We start from the raw sequence: 25245 nt of genomic DNA, 5'->3' as shown, positions 1-25245 counted from the left end.
CATGCGTACGCTGGAGTGCGGAAGGGAGGACGCATGGATGATGATCTGCTCACGGTGCGAGTCGCCGAGCTGTACTACGACGAAGCCAAGACGCAGGACGAGATCGGCGCCCTCCTGAAGATCTCCCGATGGAAGGTCGGACGGCTCCTGACGCGGGCGCGCGAGACGGGCATCGTGCGGATCGAGATCGTGCATCCGCGCGCACGGCGCCTCGGTCTCGAGCGCGAGATCGTCGAACGGTTCGCCCTGTCGGATGCCGTGATCGTCCCGGATGAGGAGGATGCGGCGCTCGAGCGTGTCGCACAGGCGGCAGCCGACCATCTCGCGGCGCTCCGGCCGGTTCCGCGCACCCTCGGCGTGAGCTGGGGGAGGACGCTCACCGCTGTCGCCGATGCCCTCCCCGAGGGATGGGCCCATGGCGTCAGCGTCGTGCAGCTCAACGGCGGCGTGAGCCTCAACCGCCGCTCCGGCGGCGCGGCAGGTCTCGCGATGACCATCGCGCAGCGCGCGGGCGGCCAGGCGACGCTGCTCCCGAGCCCCGCCATTCTCGAACGCGTCGAGACGAAGCAGGCGATCGAAGCAGATCGCACCGTCGCGGGCATCCTCGAGCAGGCGGCCGCCGCACAGGCCTATCTGTATTCCGCCGGCCCCGCAGACGCATCGTCCGCTCACGTCGAGAACGGTTACCTGAAGCCCGCCGACGTCGAGGAGCTCGCCCGCCGCGGAGCGGTCGGCGACGTCCTCGGCCGCTACATCGACGCGGACGGCAACATCGTCGATCCGCAGCTCGACGCCCGCACCGTCGGCGTGAGCCTCGACCGCCTGCGCACGGCGAAGCAGGCGATCTTCGTGACCGCGGGGAGCGCGAAGCACGACATCGCGCGTACAGTCGTGACCAGCGGCTTGTGCAGCGTGCTGGTGACCGATGAGACCACAGCCCGAGCATTGTTGGAGGAACGATGACGACCACTGAACTGACCCGCCGCACGGCGGTGGATGTGCTGGGCGGTGAGCCCGACGACGCGACGCTCCGCCGGTTCCTGCACGGCCTTCCGGGCGTCGACGCCACCGGACTCGAACAGCGCGCAGCGGGCCTGGGCACGCGTTCGATCAAGACCACATCGAAGGCATGGGCGATCGACAAGATCATCTCTCTGATCGACCTGACGACGCTGGAGGGCGCGGACACCCCCGGCAAGGTGCGCTCGCTCGTCGCGAAGGCCAAGACGCCGGATGCCGGTGACCCGTCGACCCCGCTCGTCGCCGCGGTCTGCGTCTACGGCGACATGGTCGGCCACGCCGTCGAGGCGCTGGGCGCCCTGCACGGCGACCCGGACGACGGGAAGATCTCGGTCGCCGCAGTCGCCACGGCGTTCCCCAGCGGTCGCTCGTCGCTCGCCATCAAGCTCGCAGACACCGCAGAGGCCGTCGCGGCCGGTGCGGACGAGATCGACATGGTGATCGACCGCGGGGCGTTCCTCTCCGGCCGGTACGGACTCGTCTTCGATCAGATCGCGGCGGTCAAGGAGGCGTGCCGTCGTGAGGACGGCACCTACGCATCGCTCAAGGTCATCCTCGAGACCGGTGAGCTGAACACCTACGACAACATCAAGCGCGCGTCGTGGCTCGGCATCCTCGCCGGCGGCGACTTCATCAAGACCTCCACAGGAAAGGTGCAGCCTGCGGCCACGCTGCCGACGACGCTGCTCATGCTCGAGACCGTGCGCGACTGGTACCGCGGCACCGGCGAGAAGATCGGCGTGAAGCCCGCCGGCGGCATCCGCACCTCGAAGGACGCCATCAAGTACGTCGTCACGGTCGCCGAGACCGCGGGGGAGGAATGGCTGCAGCCGCACCTGTTCCGCTTCGGTGCATCGAGCCTTCTCAACGACGTGCTGCTGCAGCGGCAGAAGCTCACCACCGGCCACTACTCCGGCCCCGACTACGTCACGATCGACTGAGGGACAGAAACATGTCATTCCTGGAATACGCCCCGGCGCCCGAATCGAAGGCGATCCTGAACCTGCGTGACAGCTACGGCCTGTTCATCGACGGCGAGTTCGTCGACGGATCTGGCAAGAGCTTCACGACCATCTCGCCGTCGGATGAGTCCCGCATCGCCGAGATCGCCGGCGCCTCGGACGAGGACATCGACCGCGCGGTCACGGCGGCCCGCCGAGCCTACGACAAGGTGTGGTCGAAGATGAGCGGCCGCGACCGCGGCAAGTACCTGTTCCGCATCGCCCGTCTCATCCAGGAGCGCGCTCGCGAGCTGGCCGTCGCGGAGAGCCTCGACAACGGCAAGCCGATCAAGGAGAGCCGCGACGTCGACGTCCCGCTCGTCGCATCCTGGTTCTTCTACTACGCCGGGTGGGCCGACAAGCTCGACTACGCCGGCCTCGGTGCGAATCCGAAGGCGCACGGCGTCGCAGGCCAGATCATCCCGTGGAACTTCCCGCTGCTGATGCTCGCCTGGAAGATCGCCCCGGCACTCGCAGCCGGCAACACGGTCGTCCTCAAGCCCGCCGAGACGACGCCGCTGACGGCGCTGATCTTCGCCGAGATCCTGCAGCAGGCCGACCTCCCCGCCGGTGTCGTGAACATCGTCACCGGAGCCGGGTCCACCGGTGCCACGCTCGTGCGTCACCCCGAGGTCGACAAGGTCGCCTTCACCGGGTCGACCGGAGTCGGCCGCGACATCGCCAAGGCTGTCGCCGGCACGGGCAAGAAGGTCACGCTCGAACTCGGCGGCAAGGCCGCCAACATCGTCTTCGACGACGCGCCGATCGACCAGGCCGTCGAGGGCATCGTCAACGGCATCTTCTTCAACCAGGGGCACGTGTGCTGCGCGGGCAGCCGACTTCTCGTGCAGGAGTCCATCCACGACGAGGTCATCGACCGGCTGAAGACGCGGCTCTCGACGCTGCGCCTGGGCGATCCGCTCGACAAGAACACCGACATCGGTGCGATCAACTCCGCCGCCCAGCTGGCGCGCATCCGCGAGCTCAGCGACATCGGCGAGGCCGAGGGTGCGGAGCGCTGGACCGCGGACTGCGCGATCCCCGACAAGGGCTTCTGGTTCGCTCCGACGATCTTCACCGGTGTCGAGGCATCCCACCGCATCGCGCGCGACGAGGTGTTCGGCCCCGTCCTGTCGGTGCTCACGTTCCGCACGCCGGCCGAGGCGATCGCGAAGGCGAACAACACCCCGTACGGCCTGTCCGCCGGGATCTGGACCGACAAGGGATCCCGCATCCTCGCCGTCGCCGACCGGCTGCGCGCCGGCGTCGTCTGGGCGAACACCTTCAACCGCTTCGACCCGGCGAGCCCGTTCGGCGGGTACAAGGAGTCCGGATACGGCCGCGAGGGCGGCCGCCACGGCCTCGCCGCATACCTCAAGGGAGCTGCAGCATGAGCAGGCGACTGACTGTTCCGAAGACCTACAAGCTCGCGATCGGCGGGGCGTTCCCTCGGAGCGAGTCCGGCCGCACCTACGAGGTGCTCTCGGCCAAGGGCGCGTTCCTCGCGAACGCCGCGAAGGGCTCCCGCAAGGACGCCAGGGATGCCGTCGTCGCCGCCCGCGCGGCCGTGAAGGGCTGGTCCGGTGCCACCGCGTACAACCGCGGTCAGGTGCTCTACCGCGTCGCCGAGGTTCTCGAAGGGCGCCGCGCCCAGTTCGTCGACGAGATCACCGCGCAGGAGGGCGTCTCGGCCGCCGTCGCGGGCGCTCAGGTCGACGAGGCGATCGACCTGTGGGTCTGGTACGCGGGCTGGTGCGACAAGTACGCGCAGGTCGCCGGCAACGCCAACCCGGTGGCAGGGCCGTACTTCAACATCTCCGTTCCGGAGCCGACCGGTGTGGTCGCGATCATCGCGCCGCAGGACTCGGCCCTGCTCGGTCTCGTCTCGGTCGTCGCACCGGCGCTCGTGGCGGGCAACACGGTCGTGGTCGTCGCGAGCGAGCAGCATCCGCTCTCCGCGATCAGCCTGGCCGAGGTGCTCGCGACCAGCGACGTGCCGGGGGGAGTGGTCAACGTCCTGACCGGCTCGCCCGCGGAGATCGCCCCGTGGCTGGCCTCGCACGCCGATGTGAACGCCCTCGATCTCGCCGGTGCGGGAGCACTCGAGTGGGTGGACCTCGAGATCGCCGCCGCCGACACGCTCAAGCGCGTGCTGTCGCCCGGAGAGGTGACCGCCTCGCCGCAGCGCATCGCCGCGTTCACCGAGACCAAGACGGTGTGGCACCCCAAGAGCATGATCTGATCACAACCGCGGCCAATGCGGCTGAGTGTCCGAGGGAGCGGTTAGGCTCGAAGATGTCTCTCGGACACTCCAAGGAGGATGCGCATGGCCAGAATCGGTGAAAGCGCTGACCTGTTCAAGTGCTCTTTCTGCGGAAAGAGCCAGAAGCAGGTGCAGCAGCTCATCGCCGGCCCCGGCGTGTACATCTGCGATGAGTGCGTCGAGCTGTGCAACGAGATCATCGAAGAGCGCATGGCCGAGTCCTCGGCCGACGGCGTCGCCGACTTCGAGCTGCCCAAGCCCCGTGAGATCTACGCGTTCCTCGAGGAGTACGTCGTCGGGCAGGAGCAGGCGAAGCGATCGCTGTCGGTCGCGGTCTACAACCACTACAAGCGCGTGCGCGCCCACGGCACGCTGCAGCTGGCCGAGCAGAAGGCCGAAGAGGTCGAGATCGCCAAGAGCAACATCCTGATGATCGGTCCGACCGGCTGCGGCAAGACCTATCTCGCCCAGACGCTCGCGAAGCGCCTGAACGTGCCGTTCGCTGTCGCCGATGCCACGGCGCTCACCGAGGCCGGTTACGTCGGCGAAGACGTCGAGAACATCCTCCTCAAGCTCATCCAGGCCGCCGACTACGACGTCAAGCGCGCCGAGCAGGGCATCATCTACATCGACGAGATCGACAAGATCGCGCGCAAGTCCGAGAACCCGTCCATCACCCGCGACGTCTCGGGCGAGGGCGTACAGCAGGCGCTGCTGAAGATCATCGAGGGCACGGTCGCCTCGGTTCCGCCGCAGGGCGGTCGCAAGCATCCGCACCAGGAGTTCCTGCAGATCGACACGTCGAACGTGCTGTTCATCGTCGCGGGCGCCTTCGCCGGCCTCGAGGACATCGTGTCGTCGCGCGTCGGCAAGCACGGCGTCGGGTTCGGGGCTCCGCTGCACGACAAGTCGAAGGACCTCGACCTGTTCAGCGAGGTGCTGCCCGAGGACCTGCACAAGTTCGGCCTGATCCCCGAGTTCATCGGTCGTCTGCCGGTCGTCGCGTCGGTGACGCCGCTCGACCAGGATGCCCTGATCGACATCCTCACCGGACCCCGCAACGCCCTGGTCAAGCAGTATCAGCGCATGTTCGAGCTCGACGACGTCGAACTCGACTTCGAAGAGGACGCGCTGCGTTCGATCGCCGACCTCGCCGTCGAGCGCAAGACCGGTGCCCGTGGTCTCCGTGCGATCCTCGAAGACGTGCTGGGACCGATCATGTTCGAGATCCCGTCCGCGGAGGACGTCAAGAAGGTCGTCGTCACCCGCGCATCGGTCGATGAGGGCGCGCCGCCCACCGTCGTGATGGAGCGCAAGCGCAAGAGCGCCTGATGCCGGAAGTCCGCCCCTGGCGGGTCGTGGACTCCGACACGGTCGTCGCCGACCGCTGGATCCGGCTTCGTGCCGACACCTGCGTGGATGCTTCAGGGCAGACGATCGCGCCCTACTATGTGCTGGAACCTGCGGAGTGGATCTCCGTCCTCGCACTGAATCCCGAGGGCGAGGCGATCGTCGTCGAAGAGTACCGCCACGGCGCGGGCATCGTCGCGCTCGGGACGATCGGCGGAGCCGTCGAATCCGGAGAGAGCCCCCTGGATGCCGCGGCGAGGGAGCTTCGTGAGGAAACCGGGTACGAAGCGCGCGAGATCGTCGACCTCGGTGCGACCTGGGCGAACTTCGGAAACCACACCAACCGCGTGCACCACTTCCTCGCGCGCGACTGCATGCTGGTCTGCGCGCAGTCGCTGGACGACTCGGAGACGATCGCCGTGCACGTGCTGCCGATGGACGGGCTCGACGAGCACCTCTCGCAGAGCTACCACCAGCTCACCTGGCACAAGGCGCTCGCCCGCCTCTGACCAAGCAGTCGCGCCCCGGGGCGCCACCCCGTGCACAACTTCGGATGCGCGGGGCGACACGCCGCCCGCAGGCCGTTCCGCGCGGCGTGTCGGACGCGGAATCCGAAGCTGTGCACAGGAACGGGGGCGCATGCCGCTGCTCAGCCGAGCCCGCGGCGTTTCAGCAGCGGCGCGATCTCGGCATCTCGACCGCGGAAGTCGCGGTACGCCTCCAGGGGATCCTTCGAACCTCCGACGCCCAGAAGCCGAGCCCGGAACCGGTCGCCGTTCTCGCGGGTCAGCCCGCCGTTCTCGCGGAACCACTCGACCGTGTCGGCGTCGAGCACCTCGCTCCAGATGTACGAGTAGTACCCGGCGCTGTAGCCGCCCGAGAACACGTGCGCGAAGTACGTCGACGAGTAGCGGGTGGGCACCCCGGGGTTGTCCAGCCCGATCTCCGCCAGCGCCCGTGCCTCGAACGCGGCCACATCGCCGACCGCGTCGCCGACGGAGATACGGTGCCAGGCCTGATCCAGCCACGCGGCCGCGAGGTACTCGCTCGTGTCGTGACCCTGGTTGAACGTCTCCGTGGCGCGCAGGCGATCCACGATCGCGGCATCCAAGGGCTCGCCGGTCTCGTAGTGGCGGGCGTAGTTGTCGAGCACCTCGGCCCAGAGGATCCACATCTCGTTGACCTGACTGGGGAACTCCACGAAGTCGCGGAACACGTTCGTCCCGGCGAAGTGCGGGTAGTTCACGGTCGCGAAGAGCCCGTGCAACGCATGCCCGAACTCGTGGAAGAGGGTCGTGACCTCGTCCAGCGTCAGGAGGGTCGGTTCGGCGTCGCCGGGCTGCGCCACGTTGAGGTTGTTCACGACGACCGGGGCCGTTCCCCGCAGCGCGGACTGGCTGACGATCGGGTTCATCCACGCGCCGCCCCGCTTGGCGTCGCGCGTGTAGAGGTCGATAACGTACAGGCCGAGCGGCGAACCGCCCGGGTTGAACACCTCGAACACGCGCGCGCCGGGGTGGTAGGCCACCAGATCGCTGCGCTCGGCGAACGTCACGCCGTACAGCTGCGTCGCGGCGAAGAACACGCCGTCCTGCAGCACGCGCTCCGCCTCGAACCACGGGCGCAGCGCCGCCGTGTCGATGTCGTACTGCGCGGCCCGCACCTTCTCGGTGTAGAAAGCCCAGTCGTGTGCCTCGAGGTCGAACGGCTCGGCCTCGGTCTCGTCGATGATCGCCTGCAGGGCGGCCTGTTCGGCGCGGGCATTGGATGCCGCGGCGGGCGCGAGCCGCTTCAGGAGATCGGCGACGGCATCCGGGGTCCCGGCCGTCTCATCAGCCGTCACGTAGGCGGCGTGCGAGTCGTAGCCGAGGAGCGCGGCGCGCTCCGCCCGGAGCGTCGCGATGTCGGTGAGGGCGGCGCGATTGTCGTTCGCGTTGCCGCGCGCGGCCCGCGATCGCGATGCCTCCATGATCCGACGGCGGCTCTCGCGATTCCGCAGCGTCGCCAGATACGGATGCCCGGTGAACAGCGGCAGCGTGATCAGGTAGCCGCTGTCGTGGCCGCGACCGTGCGCCGCGCGTGCCGCGGCCGACAGCTCGCCCTCGGCCAGGCCGTCGAGCTCGTCGGCGGTCTCGAAGTACACCGCGAGGTCGTTCGTGTCGGCCAGCAGATTCTTCTCGAACGTCGTCGTGAGCGTCGAGATCTTCTGGTTCAGGGCGGTCAGTCGCGCCTTGGCGTCGTCGTCGAGTCCGGCGCCGGCGTGCGTCATCTCCCGGAAGTGCCGCTCGACGAGATACCGGCTCTCGGCATCGAGGCTCAGGGCGTCGAGCTGGTCGTGCAGCGTCTTGATGCGCCAGTACAACCGGGCGTCGAGCCGGATCGCATCCTCGTGCGCGGCCATGAGAGGTGCGAGCTGCTCGTCGATCTCCTGGATCTCGGTCGTGGCATCCGCCGAGCTGACCGTGTAGAACGCGTGAGCGACGCGGTCGAGCATCGCCCCTGCCTGCTCGAGCGGCACCATCGTGTTCTCGAAGGTCGGCATCGAGCGCACGCGTGTGATGGCGGCGATCTCCGCCAAGTGCTCCTCGAAGGCGGTGCGGAATGCCGGGAGGTAGTGCTCGGGGCGTATCGCGGCGTAGTCAGGAAGTGCGTAGGGGAGGGCAGAGGGCGTCAGGAGCGGGTTCGCTGCGTCGGTCATCTGACGAGCCTACGTCCACGACGACGCCGCTCGCAAAGAAACACTTGCAAAGATTGGTTTGCAAGGATATCTTTGCATCATGACCGAGAACGAGAAGGCCCCCGCCGCGAAGGAACGTCGTGTTCTGGATGCCGGCGCGCTCCGCGCGCTGTCGCACCCGCTGCGCGTGCGGATCTTCGATCTTCTTGCAAGCGAGGGGCCGCAGACGGCCAGCACGCTCGCCGACATCCTCGGCGAGTCGTCCGGTGCGACCAGCTACCACCTTCGAGCGCTCGCGCGTCACGATCTCATCCGTGAGGTCGCGGGGGAGCGCTCCGGGCGCGAGCGCTGGTGGGAGCGACCCGAGGGCGGGGTCGTCTACGACTCCCGCGCCGTCGAGGGGTCGCCCGCAGGTGAAGCCGCGCTCCAGGTCGTCATGACCGAGACGATGCGGCGCCGCAACGACGAACTCATGGAGTACCTCGGCCGCGGCATCGGCAAGGAGACGCCGGAGTGGGTCGATGCGAGCTCGTCGATGACGAGCGGCATCCCGATGACGGCGGCTCAGACGACCGAGCTCGTGAAGAAGCTCGAGGCCATCATCGACGAAGCATTCGCGAAGTACCGCGGGCAGAAGGGCGAGGGCGTGCGGCGCGTGAGCGTGCGCGCCGATGTCTTCCCGCTCACCAATCGCACCAGCACCAAGGAGTCGGCATCATGAGCGCAGTCGCCATCACCCGAACCGTCGCACTGCCGCGCGGCGCGTCCGCACTCGAACGAGGGACGATCCGCGTCGCCGACGCCGTCACCCGCTGGGCGACCGCCCGCGCGGAGCGCCGGCAGGAGCGTCACGACGCGATGCTCGCCGCCATCCAGGCCGAGCAGACCGCGAAGGCGGACCCGCGTGCCGCCGACCGGATGCTGTCGCAGATGGGCCTGAGGGGGCGCTGAGCGTCCTCAGTCCTGGAACGGACGGGCGAGGATCTCGCCGGAAGCTGTGAGCAGGACTTCCCACCCGGCATCCAACTCGGCGATCGGGCGCCCCTCGAGCCAGGTCAGCGTCCACCAGGGGGTCGGTCCCTGAGCCTGTCGAAGGGCCTGCGCCTCGACCTCGGCGATCGCGGGCAGCAGCGCGGCGGGGACGGATGCCGGAGCATCCGATCCCGCCGCCCACCGCGTGCCGAGCTGCATCAGCTCTGCTCCACGGGGGCCAGCACGATCTCGGTGACGGCGAGTTCGGAGCCCTCCACGATCTCGAGTTCGGCGATGCGGCCGACAGCACTGAGGTCGCCCGCGGCGGCCCGCAGCGCCTCGAGGGACTCGGTGGGAGCCGTGATCACGGCGCGCGAGACCGGAGTCTTCTGCGATGCCTTCGCCTCGGTCTTCGCGCGGCGGATGCCGATGAGCGCGGCGCTGGCCGCAGCGAGCACGGATGCGTCGCCGCCGGCGAGCTCGCCGGCGGTCGGCCACGCGGCGGTGTGCACCGAGCCCCCTTCGAACCAGCTCCACGCCTCTTCGGTCGCGAACGACACGACAGGGGCGAGAAGGCGCAGCAGGGTCGAGAGGGCGATCCGCAGCGCGAGCGCCGCCGACGGCTGACCGACGTCGGTCTGGTCGTAGGCGCGCTCCTTGACGAGCTCGAGGTAGTCGTCGCAGAACGTCCAGAAGAACGACTCGGTGACCTCGAGCGCCCGTGCATGGTCGAATGCGTCGAATGCCTTCGTCGCTTCGGCCACGACCTCATCCAGGGCGGCCAGCATCGAGGCATCCAGGGCGTGCGTCACCTGGGCGCCGGCGGGCACGGGGAACGACAGCACGAACTTGGCCGCGTTGAGGATCTTGATCGCCAGGCGGCGCCCGATCTTCATCTGCGTCGGGTTCTGCGGGTCGAACGCGGCATCCACGCCGAGGCGGCTGGACGCCGCCCAGTAGCGGACCGCATCCGAGCCGTGCTTCTCGAGGATGTCGGCCGGGGTGACGACGTTGCCCTTGGACTTCGACATCTTCTTGCGGTCGGGGTCGACGATGAAGCCCGAGATCGAGGCGTGCTTCCACGGCGAACGCTGGTCTTCGAGCGTCGAGCGCAGCATGGTCGAGAACAGCCAGGTGCGGATGATGTCCTGCCCCTGCGGGCGCACGTCGAACGGCGCCACGAGGTTCCACAACTCCTCATCCCGCTGCCAGCCGCCGGCCAGCTGCGGGGTCAGCGACGACGTCGCCCAGGTGTCGAGGATGTCGATCTCGGCCTCGAAGCCGCCGGCGACGCCGCGCTGGTCCTCGGTGTAGCCGGTGGGAACGTCGACGGTCGGGTCGATGGGCAGCTGCTCAGCGGATGCGACGAGCACGCGGCCGTAGTCGCGCTCGCCGTTCTCGTCGAGGCCGTACCAGACCGGGATCGGCACGCCGAAGAAGCGCTGACGCGACACGAGCCAGTCTCCGGTGAGGCCGCCGACCCAGTTCTCGTAGCGCACGCGCATGAAGTCCGGATGCCACTCGAGCTGCTTGCCGTGGGCGAGCAGCTGCTCGCGCAGCTCGCCGTCGCGGGCGCCGTTGCGGATGTACCACTGGCGCGTCGAGACGATCTCGAGCGGGCGGTCGCCCTTCTCGAAGAACTTCACGGCGTGGTTGAACGGCTTGGACACCTCCAGCAGCTCACCGGTCTCCTCCAGCAGCTCCACCACGCGCTTCTTGGCGCTGAACACGGTCTTGCCTGCGAGCTCCGCGTAGGCGGCCTTTCCGGCATCCGACACGATGGCGGCGGGGGCATCGGCCACCACGCGGCCGTCGAGGCCCAGGATCGTGCGGATCGGCAGGTCGAGCTCGCGCCACCACACCATGTCGGTCACGTCACCGAAGGTGCAGACCATGGCGATGCCGGAGCCCTTGTCCTGCTGCGCCAGGTGATGCGCGAGCACGGGCACCTCGACGTCGAACAGCGGCGTGCGTACGGTGGATCCGAAGTAGGGCTGGTAGCGCTCGTCGTCGGGGTGCGCGACGAGGGCGACGCAGGCCGCGAGCAGTTCGGGGCGGGTGGTCTCGATGTGGACGTCACCCGACCCATCGGTCTTGTGGAAGGCGATGCGGTGGTACGCGGCCTGCTGGTCGCGGTCCTCGAGCTCGGCCTGGGCGATCGCGGAGCGGAAGTCGACGTCCCACAGCGTCGGCGCGAGCGCCTGGTAGGCCTCGCCGCGCTCGTGGTTGCGGATGAACCCGAGCTGGCTCTGGCGGATCGTCTCGTCGGAGATGGTGCGGTATGTCTGCGTCCAGTCGACGCTGAGGCCGAGCTGACGGAACACGTCCTCGAACTGCTTCTCGTCCTCGACGGTGAGCTTCTCGCAGAGCTCGATGAAGTTGCGGCGGCTCACCGGCTGCTGGTCCGCGGCCTTCAGGCTCTTCGCGTTGCCCTCGAACGGCGGCGTGAAGTCCGGGTCGTAGGGGAGGGTCACGTCGACCCGCACCCCGTAGTAGTTCTGCACGCGGCGTTCGGTCGGAAGACCGTTGTCGTCCCACCCGATCGGGTAGAAGACGCTCTTGCCACGCATGCGCTCGTAGCGGGCCTTCACATCGGTGTGCGTGTAGGAGAACACGTGGCCGATGTGCAGGGACCCGGATGCCGTGGGCGGGGGCGTGTCGATCGAGTAGACGCCTTCGCGGCCCAGTTCGGCGGCGCGCAGGCGATCGAACAGGTAGGTGCCCTGATCGGCCCAGACGCCGTCCCACTTCGCTTCGAGACCTTCGAGTGCGGGCTTGTCGGGGATCGATGACATGAGGGTCTCCTTGAGCGATGTATGCGGCACGGTGTGTACGTGCCTGAGTGTGTGGGTTGTGCTGCCAGTCTAACGAAGCGGACGGGTGAAGGAGACTGTCGGTAGATCGACCCCGTCCAAAAACCACCGGTAGACTGGACCGACCCCCTTCACCCTTCCTGAGGACTCGCATGCCCACTTCGCTCGTGCGTCGCATTCTGCCCGTCACCGCCCTCACGGCGGCATCCGCTCTGCTGCTCAGCGCCTGCGCCGGAACGTCGGGCGGCTCCGGCGACACGAGCGCGGGCGACGCGAACGGCGAGGTCGTCTGGGCCATCGAGGGCGCGAACCTCGCGGCCGGGCACATGGACCCGCAGACCAGCCAGCTCGACGTCTCAGGCATGGTGCAGCGCGCCGTCCTCGACTCGCTGGTCTACCAGGAGGCCGACGGATCGTTCTCGCCGTGGCTCGCGGAGGACTGGCAGGTCTCCGACGACAGCACCACGTACACGTTCGAGCTGCGCGACGATGTCACCTTCCACGACGGCGAGCCCTTCGACGCCGCGGCCGTCAAGGCGAACTTCGACCGCATCGTCGACCCCGAGACCGCCTCGGCGCAGGCTGCCAGCATGCTCGGCGCCGACTTCTACGAGGGCACGACCGTCAAGGACGACTACACCGTCGAGGTGAAGTTCAGTCAGCCGTACTCTCCGTTCCTGCAGGCCGCGAGCACGGCGCTCCTCGGCTTCTACTCGCCGAAGGTTCTCGCCGAGTCGGCCGATCAGCTGAAGGCCGGCGGCCCCGGCGTCACGGTCGGCACCGGTCCGTTCGAGCTCACCGAGTACACGCCCGACCAGGAGCTCGTCTACACGCGCAACCCCGACTACGCCTGGGGTCCTGACGGCGCGGGAGCTGCGAAGTTCGAGACGCTGCGTGTCGAGATCCTGCCTGAGGCGTCCGTGCGGGCCGGCGTCGTCGAGAGCGGCGAGGCCGATCTCGCCAGCAACATCCCGCCGAATCTCGCGGTCGACCTGCCGGACACGCTCACCGTCGACTCGGTCGAGTACCCCGGCCTGCCGTACTCGCTGTACCTGAACGAGAAGTACGGCGTCTTCGCCGACGAGAAGGTGCGGCAGGCGTTCGCCCGAGGCATCGACATCGACGCCGCCGTCGAAGAGATCTACTTCGGACAGTTCCCGCGTGCGTGGAGCATCCTCGGTTCGACCACGCCCGGCTACGACGCGTCGCTCGAGGGCACCTGGCCGTTCGATCAGGATGCCGCGAACGCTCTGCTCGACGAGGCCGGCTGGACCGACCGCGACAGCGACGGCATCCGCATGAAGGACGGCAAGCGCCTCTCGGTGCGCTGGATCGCCTGGACCCCTGTGCCCGACGACAAGGCGGCGCTGGGCAACGCGATCCAGTCGGACCTCGCGGAGATCGGCTTCGAGGTCAAGCGCGAGGTGCTCGAGCCCGGCGCCTACAACGAGCAGTACGGTCCGAAGACGTTCGACCTCACTGACTGGGGCTTCTCGGGCGTCGACGGCGACCTTCTGCGCAGCCACCTGCACACCGACGGCTTCCAGAACGCGTCGCAGGTGTCCGACCCCGAGATCGACGAGCTGCTCGAGAAGGGCATCTCCACGAGCGACGTCGACGCCCGCGCCGACATCTACGCGCAGCTGCAGCAGTGGAACGCCGACTACACCGCGATCGTGCCGCTGTACAGCCCGTCGCTGATCACGGCGTACAACGGCACCATCGACGGACTCCAGTACGACCTGTACGGCCGCCCGCTGTTCTACGGGGTCACGGTCGGCTGATCCGGTCGTGAAACCGCTCCTCGTCCGGATCGCGCAGGTCGCGGCATCCGTCATCGTCGTCCTGTGGGGCGCGGCGACGCTGGCGTTCCTCGCGTTCCGGGTGATCCCCGGCGACCCGGTGTCGGTCATGCTCGGGCCGCAGGCGCAGGTGAGCGAGGCGGTCAAGGACGGCATCCGCGCCGAGCTCGGGCTCGACCGACCGCCGCTCGAGCAGTACGTCGCGTACCTCGGGCAGCTCGTGCAGGGGAACCTCGGCGAGTCGTATCAGCTGCGGATGCCGGTGGCCGAGGTCATCGGCCGGCAGCTCGGGTCGACCCTCCAGCTGACCGCGCTCGCGCTGGTGATCGCCGTCGTGCTCGCGCTCGCCGGCGCGCTCTTCGTGCGGGGCAGGGCCGCGCGCGGGGTTGTCGCGGGGATCGAGCTCGTCGTGCTCTCGTCGCCGGTTTTCTGGATCGGCATCCTGCTGCTGACGGTCTTCGCGTTCGGGCTGGGGTGGTTCCCGGTGTCCGGCACCCGCAACCCCGCGACGATCGTGCTTCCCGCGGTCACGCTCGCCCTGCCCGTCTCAGCTCTGCTCGGGCAGGTGCTGCGCGACGGCATCGAGGCCGCCGAGCGGCAGCCCTTCGCGACGATCGTGCGCGCCCGAGGTGCAGGCCACGTCCGGTTGACCGCCCACCACACACTGCGGCACGGTGCGGCCGGTGCCCTCACGCTCACGGCCTACCTCGTCGGGTCGCTGCTCGGCGGAGCCGTGCTCGTCGAGACGGTGTTCGCCCGGCCGGGACTCGGACGCGTGACGCTGGCCGCGATCACCGACCGGGATCTGCCCGTGATCAGCGGCATCATCCTGTTCAGCGCGCTCGTCTTCGTCGTGGTGAACGTCGTCGTCGAGCTGCTGCATCCGCTGCTCGACCCGCGTCAGCGGCAGGCATCGCGCGTCGCCGTCGGGCACGGCACCCTCGGGCAGGATGCCGACGGGCTGGTGCCGCGATGAGCGCCGCGCGCCGCGCGCTCCTCGGCGCGGCCCTGGTCGTGCTCGCGATCATCGCTGCGATGGCGCTGTTCCCCGGCCTCATCGCACCGGCCGACCCGTTGCAGACCGATGTGCGGGCCGCTCTCGAAGCGCCGAGCGCCGCGCACTGGTTCGGTACCGACCAGAGCGGGCGCGACGTGTTCTCCCGTGTCGTGCACGGTGCCGGTCGGTCCGTCGGCATCGGCCTGCTCGCGACGGCTCTCGCACTCGTCGCGGGCCTCGTGCTCGGCGCACTGTCCGGCATCGCGCCGCGCGCTGTGGATGCCGCGGCCATGCGCGTCAACGACGTGCTGATGGCGTTCCCCGAGTTCCTCGTCGCGCTCGTCGTCGTCGCCGTGCTCGGACCCGGTCCTGTCAACGTCGCGATCGCGGTCACGCTCGCCGCCGTTCCCGTGTACGTCCGCCTCGCACGCGTGCAGACGCGCACGCTCGTGCTCGCCGAGCACGTCGAGGCTGCGCGCATCCTCGGCGTGCCCAGGGTGCTGGCGTTCACCCGGCATGTGGCCCCCGGAGTGCTCGGCACCCTCAGCGTCCTCGCGACCATCGGCATCGGTTCGAGCATCCTCGCCGTCGCCGGACTCAGCTTCCTGGGGCTCGGCCCGACCGAACCCGTGCCGGAGTGGGGTCTCATGCTCGCCGGCGGGCGCAACACGCTCGGCACGGCGTGGTGGATCGCGGTGTTCCCCGGGCTCGCCATCACGCTCACGGTCGTCTCGGCGACCGTCGTCGGCCGCACGCTGCGGGCACGCCTCGAGGGGAGGGCCGCGTGAGCGCTCTGGTGGTCCAGGACCTGTCGGTCGCGATCGAGCGGCGCGTGCTCGTCGACGGCGTCTCGTTCTCGGTCTCGCCGGGAGAGTGTGTGGCGATCGTCGGCGAGTCCGGTGCGGGGAAATCGCTCACGGCGTCGGCGCTCCTCGGTCTCGCGCCGGGGCGCATGACGGCGTCTGTCCTCGACGTCGACGGAGTCGACGTGCGGCGGTTGTCGGAATCGCAGTGGCGGGAGGTGCGCGGCGCCCGGATCGCCCTCGTCTCCCAGGACGCGCTCGTCTCGCTCGATCCTCTGCGGCGGATCGGTGCGGAGATCGCCGAGCCCCTCGCGATCCACACGCGTCTGTCGCGCGCCGAGCGGCGGGAGCGGGCGATCGACCTCCTCGAGTCCGTCGCGATGCCTGCGCCGGCGCAGCGCGCGCGGCAGTACCCGCACGAGCTCTCCGGCGGCCTGCGCCAGCGGGCGCTGATCGCGTCGGCGCTCGCCGGGGACCCGGCCGTCCTCGTCGCGGACGAGCCGACGACGGCCCTGGATGCCACGGTGCAGGCGCGTGTGCTCGTTCTGCTGCGCGACATCGCGGATGCCGGAACCGCTGTGGTCTTCATCAGTCACGACTTCGCGGCCGTCCGCCGTGTCGCCGATCGGGTCCTCGTGATGCGCGGGGGGCGCGTGATCGAACAGGGCGCGGTGACCGAGGTCCTGGATGCCCCGACCGAGGAGTACACGCGAGCGCTCATCGCAGCCACGGATCATGAGCCGCGCTCGGACAGGTTCGGGCCCTTCGACAGGCTCAGGGACCGAGATGCCGTGCTCACGGGCATCGACGTGTCCAAGTCGTTCTCGGGCGTGCCGGCCGTCGCGGATGCGTCCTTCACGCTGCTCGAGGGTCAGACGCTCGGGATCGTGGGGGAGTCGGGGTCGGGGAAGACCACGCTCGCGCGCATGATCGTCGGCGTGGAGAGACCGGACGCGGGTGATCTGCGCTGGCGCGGCGAGCACCGCGTCCAGCTCGTGCACCAGAACCCGCTGGGCGCGTTCGACCCGCGATGGACGATCGGGCGGTCGCTGCGCGAGGCGCTCGCCGCGGGAGGCGTTCCGCGATCCCGACGTGCCGCGCGGGTGGCCGAGCTCATGGCGGAGGTCGATCTCGCCCCGGAGCTCGCTCGGCGACGCCCTGCCCGGTTGTCGGGCGGGCAGCGGCAGCGGGCGGCGATCGCTCGGGCGCTCGCCGCGGAACCCGACGTGCTCGTGCTCGACGAACCGGTCTCGGCGCTCGACCCCTCGGTGCGCGAGAAGGTGCTGCAGCTTCTCGCGCGACTGCAGCGCGACCGGGGGCTGACGATGATCTTCGTCTCGCACGATCTGGATGTCGTCGCCGCCGTGTCGGACGACGTGCTCGTGATGCAGCACGGGGCGATCGTCGAGCAGGGACCGGTGGCGGCGGTGTTCGCTGCTCCCCAGCATCCGTTCACCCAGGAGCTGATCGCGGCCGCCCGCTAGTCCCGCACCTGAATTCCGACCCCCGCGGCGAACACGGGGGCGAGCTGCTGCACCTGGAACGTGGTGAGGGTCGTGCCGCGCAGGCTGTTCGCGTCCGTGAAGGCGATGGCGTCGAGTCCGCGGAGGTCCACATCCGTCGCGCGCAGACCGCGCGGGTCCACCTCATCGCTGCGGCAGTCCTCGAACGCGACGCGGGTGAGTTCGGCTTGGGGCATGTCGAGTGTGCGGATCATGCTGGCGGAGATCAGAACGTCCGTGGCCTTCGCCCCTCCGAGATTCAGATAGTCGATGCGGACGTCCCGGATCTCGAGCTCGTCGATGCGCGCGCCGCTGAGGTCGAGGGTGCCGATGCGCCCGCCGATCACACGCAACCGGCGGATGCTCGCATTGCGCACAGGCGCGGATGCCGCGCGCACGTCGCGCATGTCGACGTCGAGGAGCGTGGCACCGGTGAGGTCGAGGGTTTCGGCGTCGCCGGTGAGCACGCACTGCTCGAGCGAGGAGTGGGCGAGATCTGCGCTGCCTGCGAGGCCGAGCCGCGCGGCGATGAGGTCGGCCCCGCGGTGAGGCTCGGCGTCGTCGAGATCGTCCGGCAGGTCGGGCGGCGAGACGCGTGGGGCGGCAGGGGAGTCCGTAGTGCGGGCCATGTCTTGAGGCTATCGCGTGGTGTTTGCTACATTGCTAGCATGCAAGCAAGCGAGTCGAAGAAGGCGCAGTTCAACGTGTATCTGCCCGCCGATCTCATACGTGCGGTGAAGCACCAGGCGATAGACGAGGGAACCAGCCTGTCGGCACTCGTCGAGGCGGCGCTGCGCCGGTACCTGAAGGAGAACTCATGACCGTGGTGCAGCAGATCCTGTACACCGAGCAGCCGCGGCGCTGGTGGGCGCTCGCCGAGGCGCTCGGATTCGTCGCGCCGTATCCGCCTGCGCCGGAATGGGGTGAGTTCCACGCCGACGGAATCCTGGCTGTGCAGGGTGAGACAGATGACCACCGCCCCGGCACGGTCGACATCCACCTCATCGTCGAGAGTCTGGATGCCGCGGCATCCGCGCTCTCCTCCTTCGATGTCGAGCAGACAGTGATGGACGGCGTCGGGGAGATGCTCGTCGTGCGCGCGGCATCCGGCGTCCGGATCTCAGTGTCCGAGGGCGCCGCGCAGAGCGGAGCCGGGAGCATCGCCGTGCAGCCGATCTGGTTCCAGGAGGATCTCGACGAGTCGCGGGTGATCCTCGAAGCGCTCGGCTTCCGCGCGGGGATCGCATCGGATCGCGCGGGATGGATCGAGATGCTCGGCGACGGGGGGTCGATCGGCCTGCACGCCGGCGCTCCGCGCAGCGGCCTGTCGTTCGAGGCGCGCGGAGACCTCGACGCACTCGCATCACGGCTGCGGGATGCCGGGTTCGAAGCATCCGTCGTCGACGAGGCGTTCGCACGCACGATCCGCGTCCCCGACCCCGACGGCGGCGACGAGATCTGGATCAACGGAGTCCAGGACGACCTGCACGGCTACCACCGGGAGTCCTGACCCGCGCGAGCAGGTTCTTCGGTGAATCGCACCAAATTCGGAGCGGATCAGAGATTCAGGTCCGAAATAGCTGTAGTGCTCCGAGCGAAGCGCGTTCGGGTTCGCTGTCCACAGCCGGCCATTCGAGGGGACATTCCACAGAACGTGCGGCGCGAGGTCGAGTCCGCGTGGCGGATCGCGGAAGATGCCTGGATGCTGCACCCGAACGCACCTGACCCCGTCGAGCTCGTCGTGGACCTCGGCGGTGTCGTGCGGACACAGCGGCTGAAGGAGCTCGGCATCAGCCGACGCGTTCTCGAGCGCGCGCTCGCGACGGGAGGCCTCTTCCGAGTCCGCCGTGGATGGGTCGCGGTTCGCGGGGCGGATCCCGTCCTCATCGCCGCCGCTCGAGCAGGCGTCGTGGTCACGTGCGTCTCGCAGGCGGCCCGCCTGGAGCTCTGGGTGCATGAGGCTCCGCAGGAGTTCCACGTCGGAGTCGCTCCGCACAGCGCGGGGGCGCGCACGGAACGCGCTCATGTGCACTGGTCGAAGCCCATGGTTCCCCGGCATCCCGATGCCCTTGCCGACCCGATAGAGAACGTTCTCGCGATCGTCGCCGACTGCGAACCGTTCGAGCACGCCCTGGCCACGTGGGAGTCGGCGCTCCACAAGGGTCTGGTGACGCTGGCCGGACTGGCCGAGTACCCGTGGACGGGCGCCGCGCGCGAACTGCTCGATGTCGCGAATCCTTTCGCCGACGCCGGGACGGAGACCTATCTGCGGGAGCGCTTGAGGTGGCTGGGCGTGAGAATCCTCATCCAGACGTGGATCGCCGGCCATCGCGTCGACGTGCTTCTCGGTGCGCGACTCGTGCTGCAGATCGATGGCAAGCATCATGTCGGGGCGCAGCGGAGCGAAGACATCCGGCATGACGCCGAGCTGCGGCTCATGGGGTACCACGTCATTCGAGTCGGCTATCAGCAACTGATTCACGACTGGCCGTTGGTTCAGGATCTGATCATGCGCGCGGTGGCACTGGGGCTGCACCTGGCGGCCTGAACCCGTGCACTGCGGCCTGGGCCCGTGCATCAGTTTCGGAGAGTTGCATCTTCTTCGGATCCAATCGCCTGTTCGGCTCCGAAGAACGTGCGATTCTCCGAGGGAAGGGTACGGCTCCGTCGCCGAGGCGCGGATGCCGTCGGGCCCGGATGCCGCGTACAATGGACGCACCAGCGTTGATCCGGCCATCACCGGGGAGCTCTCGGAAGAACGCTTCGACAGGCTCAGCGAGCGCGAGAGGCCAGTAGAACCGAGCGGGGCAGGCCCGTCATCGCCGCAGTGAGAGTGGCAGCGCCGTGAGGCGCGGCACGCGAGGTGGTACCGCGGTCCGTGTGAGAACAGGATCGTCCTCGCAAGCAGCATCCGCCCACGACACTGCGAGCCATACATGACCTACCCCCGCACCTCCGCCTTCGGCCCCGCCGCCGTCGCCGCATCCCCGCGCTTCCCCGAGATCGAGCGCGACGTCCTGGAGTTCTGGAAGCAGGACGACACGTTCCGGGCATCCATCGCGCAGCGCGACGGCGCGGACGAGTGGGTCTTCTACGACGGCCCGCCCTTCGCCAACGGTCTCCCTCACTACGGCCACCTGCTCACCGGGTACGCCAAGGACCTCTTCCCGCGCTTCCAGACCATGCGCGGCAAGAAGGTCGACCGCGTCTTCGGCTGGGACACGCACGGTCTTCCCGCCGAACTCGAGGCGATGAAGCAGCTCGGCCTGACCGAGAAGAGCGAGATCGAGGAGATGGGCATCGGGGTCTTCAACGGCAAGGCCCGTGACTCCGTGCTCGCGTACACCGAGGAGTGGAAGGAGTACGTCACCCGCCAGGCGCGCTGGGTGGACTTCGACCGCGGCTACAAGACTCTGGATCTCGGCTACATGGAGAGCGTCCTGTGGGCGTTCAAGCAGCTCTACGACAAGGGCCTCGCGTACGAGGGATATCGCGTGCTGCCGTACTGCTGGCGCGACGAGACGCCGCTGTCCAACCACGAGCTGCGCATGGATGACGACGTCTACCAGGACCGTCAGGACCCCTCGGTCACCGTCACCTTCCCGCTCACGGGTGCAAAGGCGGAGTCGCTCGGCCTCACCGCCGTCCGCGCGCTCGCCTGGACCACCACGCCGTGGACCCTGCCCACCAACCTCGCCCTCGTCGTCGGCCCCGACATCGAGTACGTCGTGCTGCCCGCTGGTCCCGGCGGCGCAGCCGACATCCGCCCCGGCGACGACGTCGCAGAATCCGACGCGCACCGGTACCTGCTCGCCCGCGACCTTGTCGGAGGCTACGCCAAGGACCTCGGCTACGAGTCGCCGGCCGACGCGCTCGCCGCGGTCGAGGCATCCCATCGCGGTACCGACCTCGCAGACGTCCACTACGACCGCCTGTTCGACTACTACGCGGATGCCGAGACCTGGGGCACCGAGAACGCCTGGCGCATCCTCGTCGACGACTACGTCACGACCACCGACGGCACCGGGATCGTCCACCAGGCCCCGGCGTACGGTGAGGACGACCAGCGCGTGACGACCGCCGCCGGCATGCCGACGATCCTCTCGCTCGACGACGGCGGAAAGTTCCTCCCCAGCGTCACAGATGTCGCAGGCACCCTCTGGATGGACGCGAACCGTCCGCTCATCCGCCTCCTCAAGGAGAACGGCCGGATGCTGCGCGAGCAGAGCTACGTGCACTCGTACCCGCACTGCTGGCGCTGCCGCAACCCCCTGATCTACAAGGCCGTGTCGAGCTGGTTCATCCGGGTCACCGACATCAAGGACAAGATGCTCGCGAACAACGAGCAGATCACCTGGGTTCCCGAGAACGTCAAGCACGGCCAGTTCGGCAAGTGGGTCGAGGGATCGCGCGACTGGTCGATCAGCCGCAACCGGTACTGGGGCTCGCCCATCCCGATCTGGAAGAGCGACGACCCCGAGTACCCGCGCGTCGACGCGTACGGGTCGCTCGAGGAGCTCGAACGCGACTTCGGCGCGCTGCCGCGCAACGCTGCGGGCGAAGTCGATCTTCACCGGCCGTACATCGACGACCTGACCCGCCCCAACCCCGATGACCCCACGGGCAAGAGCACCATGCGCCGCATCGAGGACGTCTTCGACGTCTGGTTCGACTCCGGGTCGATGCCCTACGCACAGGTGCACTACCCGTTCGAGAACCAGGAGTGGTTCGACTCGCACTCGCCGGCGGACTTCATCGTCGAGTACATCGGGCAGACCCGCGGCTGGTTCTACGTCATGCACGTGCTCTCGACCGCGCTGTTCGACCGACCGGCGTTCACCGGCGTCAGCTGCCACGGCATCGTGCTCGGCAACGACGGCTACAAGATGTCGAAGTCTCTGCGCAACTACCCGGACGTCTCCGAGGTCTTCGACCGCGACGGCTCCGACGCCATGCGCTGGTTCCTCATGTCGAGCTCGGTGCTGCGCGGCGGCAACCTCTCGGTCACCGAGGAGGGCATCCGCGCCGGCGTCCGCGAATTCCTGCTGCCGCTGTGGAGCTCGTGGTACTTCTTCGCGACCTACGCGAACGCCTCCGGCGACGGGGGATACGAGGCGAAGTGGCGCACCGACTCCACGGACGTGCTCGACCGCTACATCCTGTCGCGCCTGGGCGAGCTCGTCCGCGACGTCGCGACGGACCTCGACGGACTCGACTCGACCACGGCATCCGCACGCCTGCGCGACTTCGCCGAGGTGCTGACGAACTGGTACATCCGCCGGTCGCGCGACCGCTTCTGGGTCGGCGCCGAGGGCGGAACCGATGCGTTCGACACGCTCTACACCGTGCTCGAGACGCTCACCCGGGTCGCAGCACCTCTCGTGCCGCTGATCAGCGAACGCATCTGGCAGGGCCTGACCGGCGGGCGCAGCGTGCATCTGACCGATTGGCCGGATGCCGACGCGTTCCCGGCAGCGGACGACATCCGCGACGCCATGGATGCCGTGCGCGAGCTCTCCAGCGTCGGCAACGCGCTGCGCAAGAAGGAGAAGCTGCGCGTGCGCCTGCCGCTCGCGCGATTCACCGTCGTGTCGCCGGTCGCGGACCAGCTGGCCCAGTTCGAGGACATCCTGCGCGATGAGCTCAACGTGAAGTCGGTCGAGCTCGTGCAACTCACGGACACGACCGCGGGGGAGTACGGCATCAGCCACCGCCTCAGCGTCAACGCCCGCGCCGCGGGCCCGCGTCTGGGCAAGCAGGTGCAGCACGTGATCGCCGGTGCCCGTGCCGGCATCTGGGAGGAGCAGGACGGAATGGTCGTCGTCGACGGCATCGCGCTCGAGCCGCAGGAGTACGAACTCGTGCTCGAGACGGCGGGCCGGCCGGAAGGCGAGGCCCTGGCGCTGGTCCCCGGCGGCGGATTCGTGCTGCTCGACACCCAGACCACGGCCGAGCTCGAGGCGGAGGGCATGGCGCGAGACGCCATCCGCGTCGTGCAGGAGGCGCGTAAGAACGCCGACCTCGACGTCAGCGACCGCATCGTCCTGGCGCTGAACGTCTCGCCGGATGACGCCGTGGCGCTGCAGGCGCATGCAGAGCTGATCGCGGGGGAAACGCTGGCCGTGGCCATCGCGATCCAGGCGACCGACGACATGGCGGGCCTCGTGTCCGGCGTCACGAGCCCCGGCGACGGCGTGTTCCGCAGCGGCTCGACCGCCCTCGGATCCGACAAGGCCCCGATCGTCGTCACGATCGACACGAACCTCGAAGGAGCCGCGAATGTCTGACCGCGACCGCGCGGACGCCGTCTACGAGGCGCTGCTGGCGAGGGCGGGGGAGCGCTGGGTGCAGCCGCGCAAGGAGCGCACCGCACGCATCCTCGAGCTGCTCGACGACCCGCAGAAGACGTACCGCGTCGTGCACATCACCGGCACGAACGGCAAGACGTCGACCGCCCGCATCATCGAGAGCCTGCTGCGCGCGCACGGACTGCGCACGGGACTGTTCACGAGCCCGCACCTCGAGCGGTTCACCGAGCGGGTCATGATCGACGGCGAACCCATCGCGGATGCCGCGATCGCCGACGCATGGGACGAGATCGAGCCGTTCGTCGGGATCGTGGACGCCGAGCTCGAGGCCGCAGGCGATGCGCCGCTGACCTTCTTCGAGCTGCTCACGGTGCTGGCGTTCGTCGCGGCATCGGATGCTCCTGTCGACGTGCTCGTGCTGGAGGTGGGCATGGGCGGCGAATGGGATTCCACGAACACGGCCGATGGCGACGTCGCGGTGTTCGCGCCGATCGCGATCGACCATGCGGATCGCCTCGGCGACACGATCGAGAAGATCGCGGGTGTCAAGGCCGGGATCATCAAGGAGGGCGCCGCCGTCGTCTCGGCGCAGCAGCCCGCTGAGGCCGCCGAGGTTCTGCGGCGGGTCGCCGCCGAACTCAATGCGACGATCGCGTTCGAGGGCGACGAGTTCGGGCTCGCGGAGCAGAAGCTCGCCGTCGGCGGGCAGCTGCTGACGGTCAAGGGTCTCGCCGGGCCCTACGTCGAGGAGTATCTGCCTCTGTACGGCGCGCATCAGGGCCACAACGCCGCCCTGGCGATCGCCGCCGTCGAGTCGCTCATCCGCGGCGGCACGCAGCCGATCGCCGGCGACATCATCACCGAGGGCCTGCAGGGCGCGACGTCCCCTGGCCGGCTGCAGCTGATCGGCATCGCACCGACCGTCGTCGTCGACGCCGCCCACAACCCGCACGGCGCCGCGGCGCTGGCCCAGTCGCTCGATGACAGCTTCGACTTCGACGAGTGGGGACTCGTCCTCGGCGTGCTCGCCGACAAGGACGCCGAGGGAATCGTCGCGGCGCTCGCCCCTGCGGCAGCGCACGTGTTCGCCACGGCCCCTGAATCGGACCGGGCGAGCGACGCGGACGCCATCGCCGACCTCGTCGAGAACGCCGGCTTCCGCGCGACGGTGCATCCGTCTCTCGCGGATGCCGCCGACGCCGCCCGCGAGTGGGCCGCCTCGTCCGACCGCCGCGCCGTCGTGATCGCCGGATCCGTCGTGCTCGCCGGTGAGGCGATCGCGTTGTCCGAGGAGGAGGACTGGAAGTCGGGGTGGCGCGCGTGAGCGAAGCATCCGCACCCCGGCCCGCCCGGCCTCCGCGCACGCTCGTTCAGAAGCTCGCCCCGATCGTCCTCGGCTTCGAGGCGATCGTCGTGCTGCTCGCCGGCCTCACGATCTTCGGTCTGAGGGCGCTGCCGCCGGCCGTCCCGCAATGGTGGGCGATCGTCGGCGCAGCGATCGTGGCCGTCGCGATGATCGGCCTCGCCGGAATGATCACCCGGCCGTGGGCGATCCCTGCCGGATGGGTGCTGCAGGGCATCGTCGCGCTGTCCGCGATCTTCGTGCCGGCCATTCTCTTCGTCGTCGTGGTTTTCGGCGGGATGTGGGCATATGCGACGATCATGGGGGCCCGAATGGATGCACGACCTCCATCGGGGGCCCCGACGACCACCGACCCTCACACAGAGAGCGACTGA

The 25245-nt window shown here is 69.0% G+C and carries 22 protein-coding genes; 18 read left to right on the top strand and 4 right to left on the bottom strand.

All coding sequences use genetic code 11. The features are described 5' to 3' along the window. The first annotated feature begins 33 nt into the window (after positions 1 to 33). The 6 genes from AB0269_RS06190 (at position 34) to AB0269_RS06165 (ending at position 6143) form a co-directional block, all read left to right on the top strand. Entirely contained in the window at positions 34 to 963 is a 930-nt protein-coding gene (locus AB0269_RS06190) for a sugar-binding domain-containing protein (protein ID WP_366210346.1), read from the top strand. Next, a complete protein-coding gene (gene deoC / locus AB0269_RS06185; RefSeq protein ID WP_366210345.1) occupies positions 960 to 1961 on the top strand; it encodes a deoxyribose-phosphate aldolase in 1002 nt (333 codons plus the stop codon). The genes AB0269_RS06190 and deoC overlap by 4 nt, the downstream gene beginning before the upstream one ends. A gap of 11 nt (positions 1962 to 1972) precedes the next feature. Further along, entirely contained in the window at positions 1973 to 3415 is a 1443-nt protein-coding gene (locus AB0269_RS06180) for an aldehyde dehydrogenase family protein (RefSeq protein WP_366210344.1), read from the top strand. Continuing rightward, positions 3412 to 4263: an aldehyde dehydrogenase family protein gene (locus AB0269_RS06175; RefSeq protein WP_366210343.1), complete on the top strand. Its 852-nt coding sequence runs from the start codon at positions 3412 to 3414 to the stop codon at positions 4261 to 4263. Before AB0269_RS06180 ends, AB0269_RS06175 begins: the two co-directional genes overlap by 4 nt. An 84-nt stretch (positions 4264 to 4347) precedes the next feature. Then, the gene (clpX, locus tag AB0269_RS06170; RefSeq protein ID WP_366210342.1) at positions 4348 to 5616 is read left to right on the top strand and encodes an ATP-dependent Clp protease ATP-binding subunit ClpX; all 1269 of its coding nucleotides are present in this window, start codon (positions 4348 to 4350) and stop codon (positions 5614 to 5616) included. Next, positions 5616 to 6143 carry an NUDIX hydrolase gene (locus AB0269_RS06165; RefSeq protein WP_366210341.1) on the top strand — a complete coding sequence of 176 codons (528 nt, stop codon included), beginning with the start codon at positions 5616 to 5618 and terminating at the stop codon, positions 6141 to 6143. The genes clpX and AB0269_RS06165 overlap by 1 nt, the downstream gene beginning before the upstream one ends. Before the next feature lie 140 nt (positions 6144 to 6283). Here the strand turns inward: AB0269_RS06165 and AB0269_RS06160 are convergent, their stop codons facing one another. Continuing rightward, positions 6284 to 8332: a M3 family metallopeptidase gene (locus tag AB0269_RS06160; RefSeq protein WP_366210340.1), complete on the bottom strand. Its 2049-nt coding sequence runs from the start codon at positions 8330 to 8332 to the stop codon at positions 6284 to 6286. A gap of 79 nt (positions 8333 to 8411) precedes the next feature. Here AB0269_RS06160 and AB0269_RS06155 point away from each other — a divergent pair, with 79 nt between their 5' ends. Next, a complete protein-coding gene (locus tag AB0269_RS06155; protein WP_366210339.1) occupies positions 8412 to 9032 on the top strand; it encodes a helix-turn-helix domain-containing protein in 621 nt (206 codons plus the stop codon). Further along, complete coding sequence (locus tag AB0269_RS06150) at positions 9029 to 9262, top strand: hypothetical protein (protein ID WP_366210338.1); 234 nt, start codon at positions 9029 to 9031, stop codon at positions 9260 to 9262. Before AB0269_RS06155 ends, AB0269_RS06150 begins: the two co-directional genes overlap by 4 nt. A gap of 6 nt (positions 9263 to 9268) precedes the next feature. Here the strand turns inward: AB0269_RS06150 and AB0269_RS06145 are convergent, their stop codons facing one another. After that, a complete protein-coding gene (locus AB0269_RS06145) occupies positions 9269 to 9502 on the bottom strand; it encodes a hypothetical protein (RefSeq protein WP_366210337.1) in 234 nt (77 codons plus the stop codon). Continuing rightward, on the bottom strand, positions 9502 to 12078 hold the full coding sequence (valS, locus tag AB0269_RS06140; RefSeq protein WP_366210336.1) for a valine--tRNA ligase: 2577 nt from the start codon (positions 12076 to 12078) through the stop codon (positions 9502 to 9504). Before valS ends, AB0269_RS06145 begins: the two co-directional genes overlap by 1 nt. A gap of 170 nt (positions 12079 to 12248) precedes the next feature. Here valS and AB0269_RS06135 point away from each other — a divergent pair, with 170 nt between their 5' ends. Genes AB0269_RS06135 through AB0269_RS06120 form a run of 4 tightly spaced genes read left to right on the top strand, consistent with a single transcriptional unit; the run spans position 12249 to position 17182 of the window. Next, positions 12249 to 13880: an ABC transporter substrate-binding protein gene (locus tag AB0269_RS06135; RefSeq protein WP_366210335.1), complete on the top strand. Its 1632-nt coding sequence runs from the start codon at positions 12249 to 12251 to the stop codon at positions 13878 to 13880. Between the two features lie 7 nt (positions 13881 to 13887). Next, on the top strand, positions 13888 to 14874 hold the full coding sequence (locus tag AB0269_RS06130; RefSeq protein WP_366210334.1) for an ABC transporter permease: 987 nt from the start codon (positions 13888 to 13890) through the stop codon (positions 14872 to 14874). Further along, on the top strand, positions 14871 to 15683 hold the full coding sequence (locus tag AB0269_RS06125; protein WP_366210333.1) for an ABC transporter permease: 813 nt from the start codon (positions 14871 to 14873) through the stop codon (positions 15681 to 15683). Before AB0269_RS06130 ends, AB0269_RS06125 begins: the two co-directional genes overlap by 4 nt. Then, a complete protein-coding gene (locus AB0269_RS06120) occupies positions 15578 to 17182 on the top strand; it encodes an ABC transporter ATP-binding protein (protein ID WP_366210332.1) in 1605 nt (534 codons plus the stop codon). The genes AB0269_RS06125 and AB0269_RS06120 overlap by 106 nt, the downstream gene beginning before the upstream one ends. Here AB0269_RS06120 and AB0269_RS06115 read toward each other — a convergent pair. Further along, a complete protein-coding gene (locus AB0269_RS06115; RefSeq protein WP_366210331.1) occupies positions 17179 to 17829 on the bottom strand; it encodes a pentapeptide repeat-containing protein in 651 nt (216 codons plus the stop codon). The two genes, AB0269_RS06120 and AB0269_RS06115, sit on opposite strands and share 4 nt — an antisense overlap. Positions 17830 to 17868: 39 nt before the next feature. Between AB0269_RS06115 and AB0269_RS06110 the strand changes: the two genes are divergently transcribed. The 6 genes from AB0269_RS06110 (at position 17869) to AB0269_RS06085 (ending at position 25245) form a co-directional block, all read left to right on the top strand. Next, positions 17869 to 18021 (top strand): CopG family transcriptional regulator, encoded by a 153-nt coding sequence (locus AB0269_RS06110; RefSeq protein WP_366210330.1) that lies wholly within the window; start codon positions 17869 to 17871, stop codon positions 18019 to 18021. Beyond that, positions 18018 to 18710: a hypothetical protein gene (locus AB0269_RS06105; protein ID WP_366210329.1), complete on the top strand. Its 693-nt coding sequence runs from the start codon at positions 18018 to 18020 to the stop codon at positions 18708 to 18710. The genes AB0269_RS06110 and AB0269_RS06105 overlap by 4 nt, the downstream gene beginning before the upstream one ends. 192 nt (positions 18711 to 18902) lie before the next feature. Next, a complete protein-coding gene (locus tag AB0269_RS06100; RefSeq protein ID WP_366210328.1) occupies positions 18903 to 19748 on the top strand; it encodes a DUF559 domain-containing protein in 846 nt (281 codons plus the stop codon). 388 nt (positions 19749 to 20136) lie between these two features. Continuing rightward, the gene (ileS, locus tag AB0269_RS06095) at positions 20137 to 23487 is read left to right on the top strand and encodes an isoleucine--tRNA ligase (protein ID WP_366210327.1); all 3351 of its coding nucleotides are present in this window, start codon (positions 20137 to 20139) and stop codon (positions 23485 to 23487) included. Further along, positions 23480 to 24832, top strand: coding sequence for a folylpolyglutamate synthase/dihydrofolate synthase family protein (locus tag AB0269_RS06090; RefSeq protein WP_366210326.1), 1353 nt, complete (start codon positions 23480 to 23482; stop codon positions 24830 to 24832). The genes ileS and AB0269_RS06090 overlap by 8 nt, the downstream gene beginning before the upstream one ends. Further along, complete coding sequence (locus AB0269_RS06085; protein WP_366210325.1) at positions 24829 to 25245, top strand: DUF4233 domain-containing protein; 417 nt, start codon at positions 24829 to 24831, stop codon at positions 25243 to 25245. The genes AB0269_RS06090 and AB0269_RS06085 overlap by 4 nt, the downstream gene beginning before the upstream one ends.

This window comes from Microbacterium sp. NPDC077644, from assembly GCF_040702785.1.
In the GTDB taxonomy this organism is placed as follows: Bacteria; Actinomycetota; Actinomycetes; order Actinomycetales; family Microbacteriaceae; genus Microbacterium.
Note: the sequence above shows the minus strand (reverse complement) of the source record. Positions and strands in the feature narration are given on the sequence as shown.

Coding starts and splice junctions, on each gene's coding strand:
- AB0269_RS06115 (WP_366210331.1), bottom strand. CDS start 17,829: ATGGCCCGCACTACGGACTCCCCTGCCGCCCCACGCGTCTCGCCGCCC.
- AB0269_RS06150 (WP_366210338.1), top strand. CDS start 9,029: ATGAGCGCAGTCGCCATCACCCGAACCGTCGCACTGCCGCGCGGCGCG.
- ileS (WP_366210327.1), top strand. CDS start 20,137: ATGACCTACCCCCGCACCTCCGCCTTCGGCCCCGCCGCCGTCGCCGCA.
- AB0269_RS06155 (WP_366210339.1), top strand. CDS start 8,412: ATGACCGAGAACGAGAAGGCCCCCGCCGCGAAGGAACGTCGTGTTCTG.
- AB0269_RS06160 (WP_366210340.1), bottom strand. CDS start 8,332: ATGACCGACGCAGCGAACCCGCTCCTGACGCCCTCTGCCCTCCCCTAC.
- AB0269_RS06145 (WP_366210337.1), bottom strand. CDS start 9,502: ATGCAGCTCGGCACGCGGTGGGCGGCGGGATCGGATGCTCCGGCATCC.
- valS (WP_366210336.1), bottom strand. CDS start 12,078: ATGTCATCGATCCCCGACAAGCCCGCACTCGAAGGTCTCGAAGCGAAG.
- AB0269_RS06125 (WP_366210333.1), top strand. CDS start 14,871: ATGAGCGCCGCGCGCCGCGCGCTCCTCGGCGCGGCCCTGGTCGTGCTC.
- AB0269_RS06090 (WP_366210326.1), top strand. CDS start 23,480: ATGTCTGACCGCGACCGCGCGGACGCCGTCTACGAGGCGCTGCTGGCG.
- clpX (WP_366210342.1), top strand. CDS start 4,348: ATGGCCAGAATCGGTGAAAGCGCTGACCTGTTCAAGTGCTCTTTCTGC.
- AB0269_RS06175 (WP_366210343.1), top strand. CDS start 3,412: ATGAGCAGGCGACTGACTGTTCCGAAGACCTACAAGCTCGCGATCGGC.
- AB0269_RS06100 (WP_366210328.1), top strand. CDS start 18,903: ATGCTGCACCCGAACGCACCTGACCCCGTCGAGCTCGTCGTGGACCTC.
- AB0269_RS06190 (WP_366210346.1), top strand. CDS start 34: ATGGATGATGATCTGCTCACGGTGCGAGTCGCCGAGCTGTACTACGAC.
- deoC (WP_366210345.1), top strand. CDS start 960: ATGACGACCACTGAACTGACCCGCCGCACGGCGGTGGATGTGCTGGGC.
- AB0269_RS06105 (WP_366210329.1), top strand. CDS start 18,018: ATGACCGTGGTGCAGCAGATCCTGTACACCGAGCAGCCGCGGCGCTGG.
- AB0269_RS06110 (WP_366210330.1), top strand. CDS start 17,869: ATGCAAGCAAGCGAGTCGAAGAAGGCGCAGTTCAACGTGTATCTGCCC.
- AB0269_RS06135 (WP_366210335.1), top strand. CDS start 12,249: ATGCCCACTTCGCTCGTGCGTCGCATTCTGCCCGTCACCGCCCTCACG.
- AB0269_RS06165 (WP_366210341.1), top strand. CDS start 5,616: ATGCCGGAAGTCCGCCCCTGGCGGGTCGTGGACTCCGACACGGTCGTC.
- AB0269_RS06180 (WP_366210344.1), top strand. CDS start 1,973: ATGTCATTCCTGGAATACGCCCCGGCGCCCGAATCGAAGGCGATCCTG.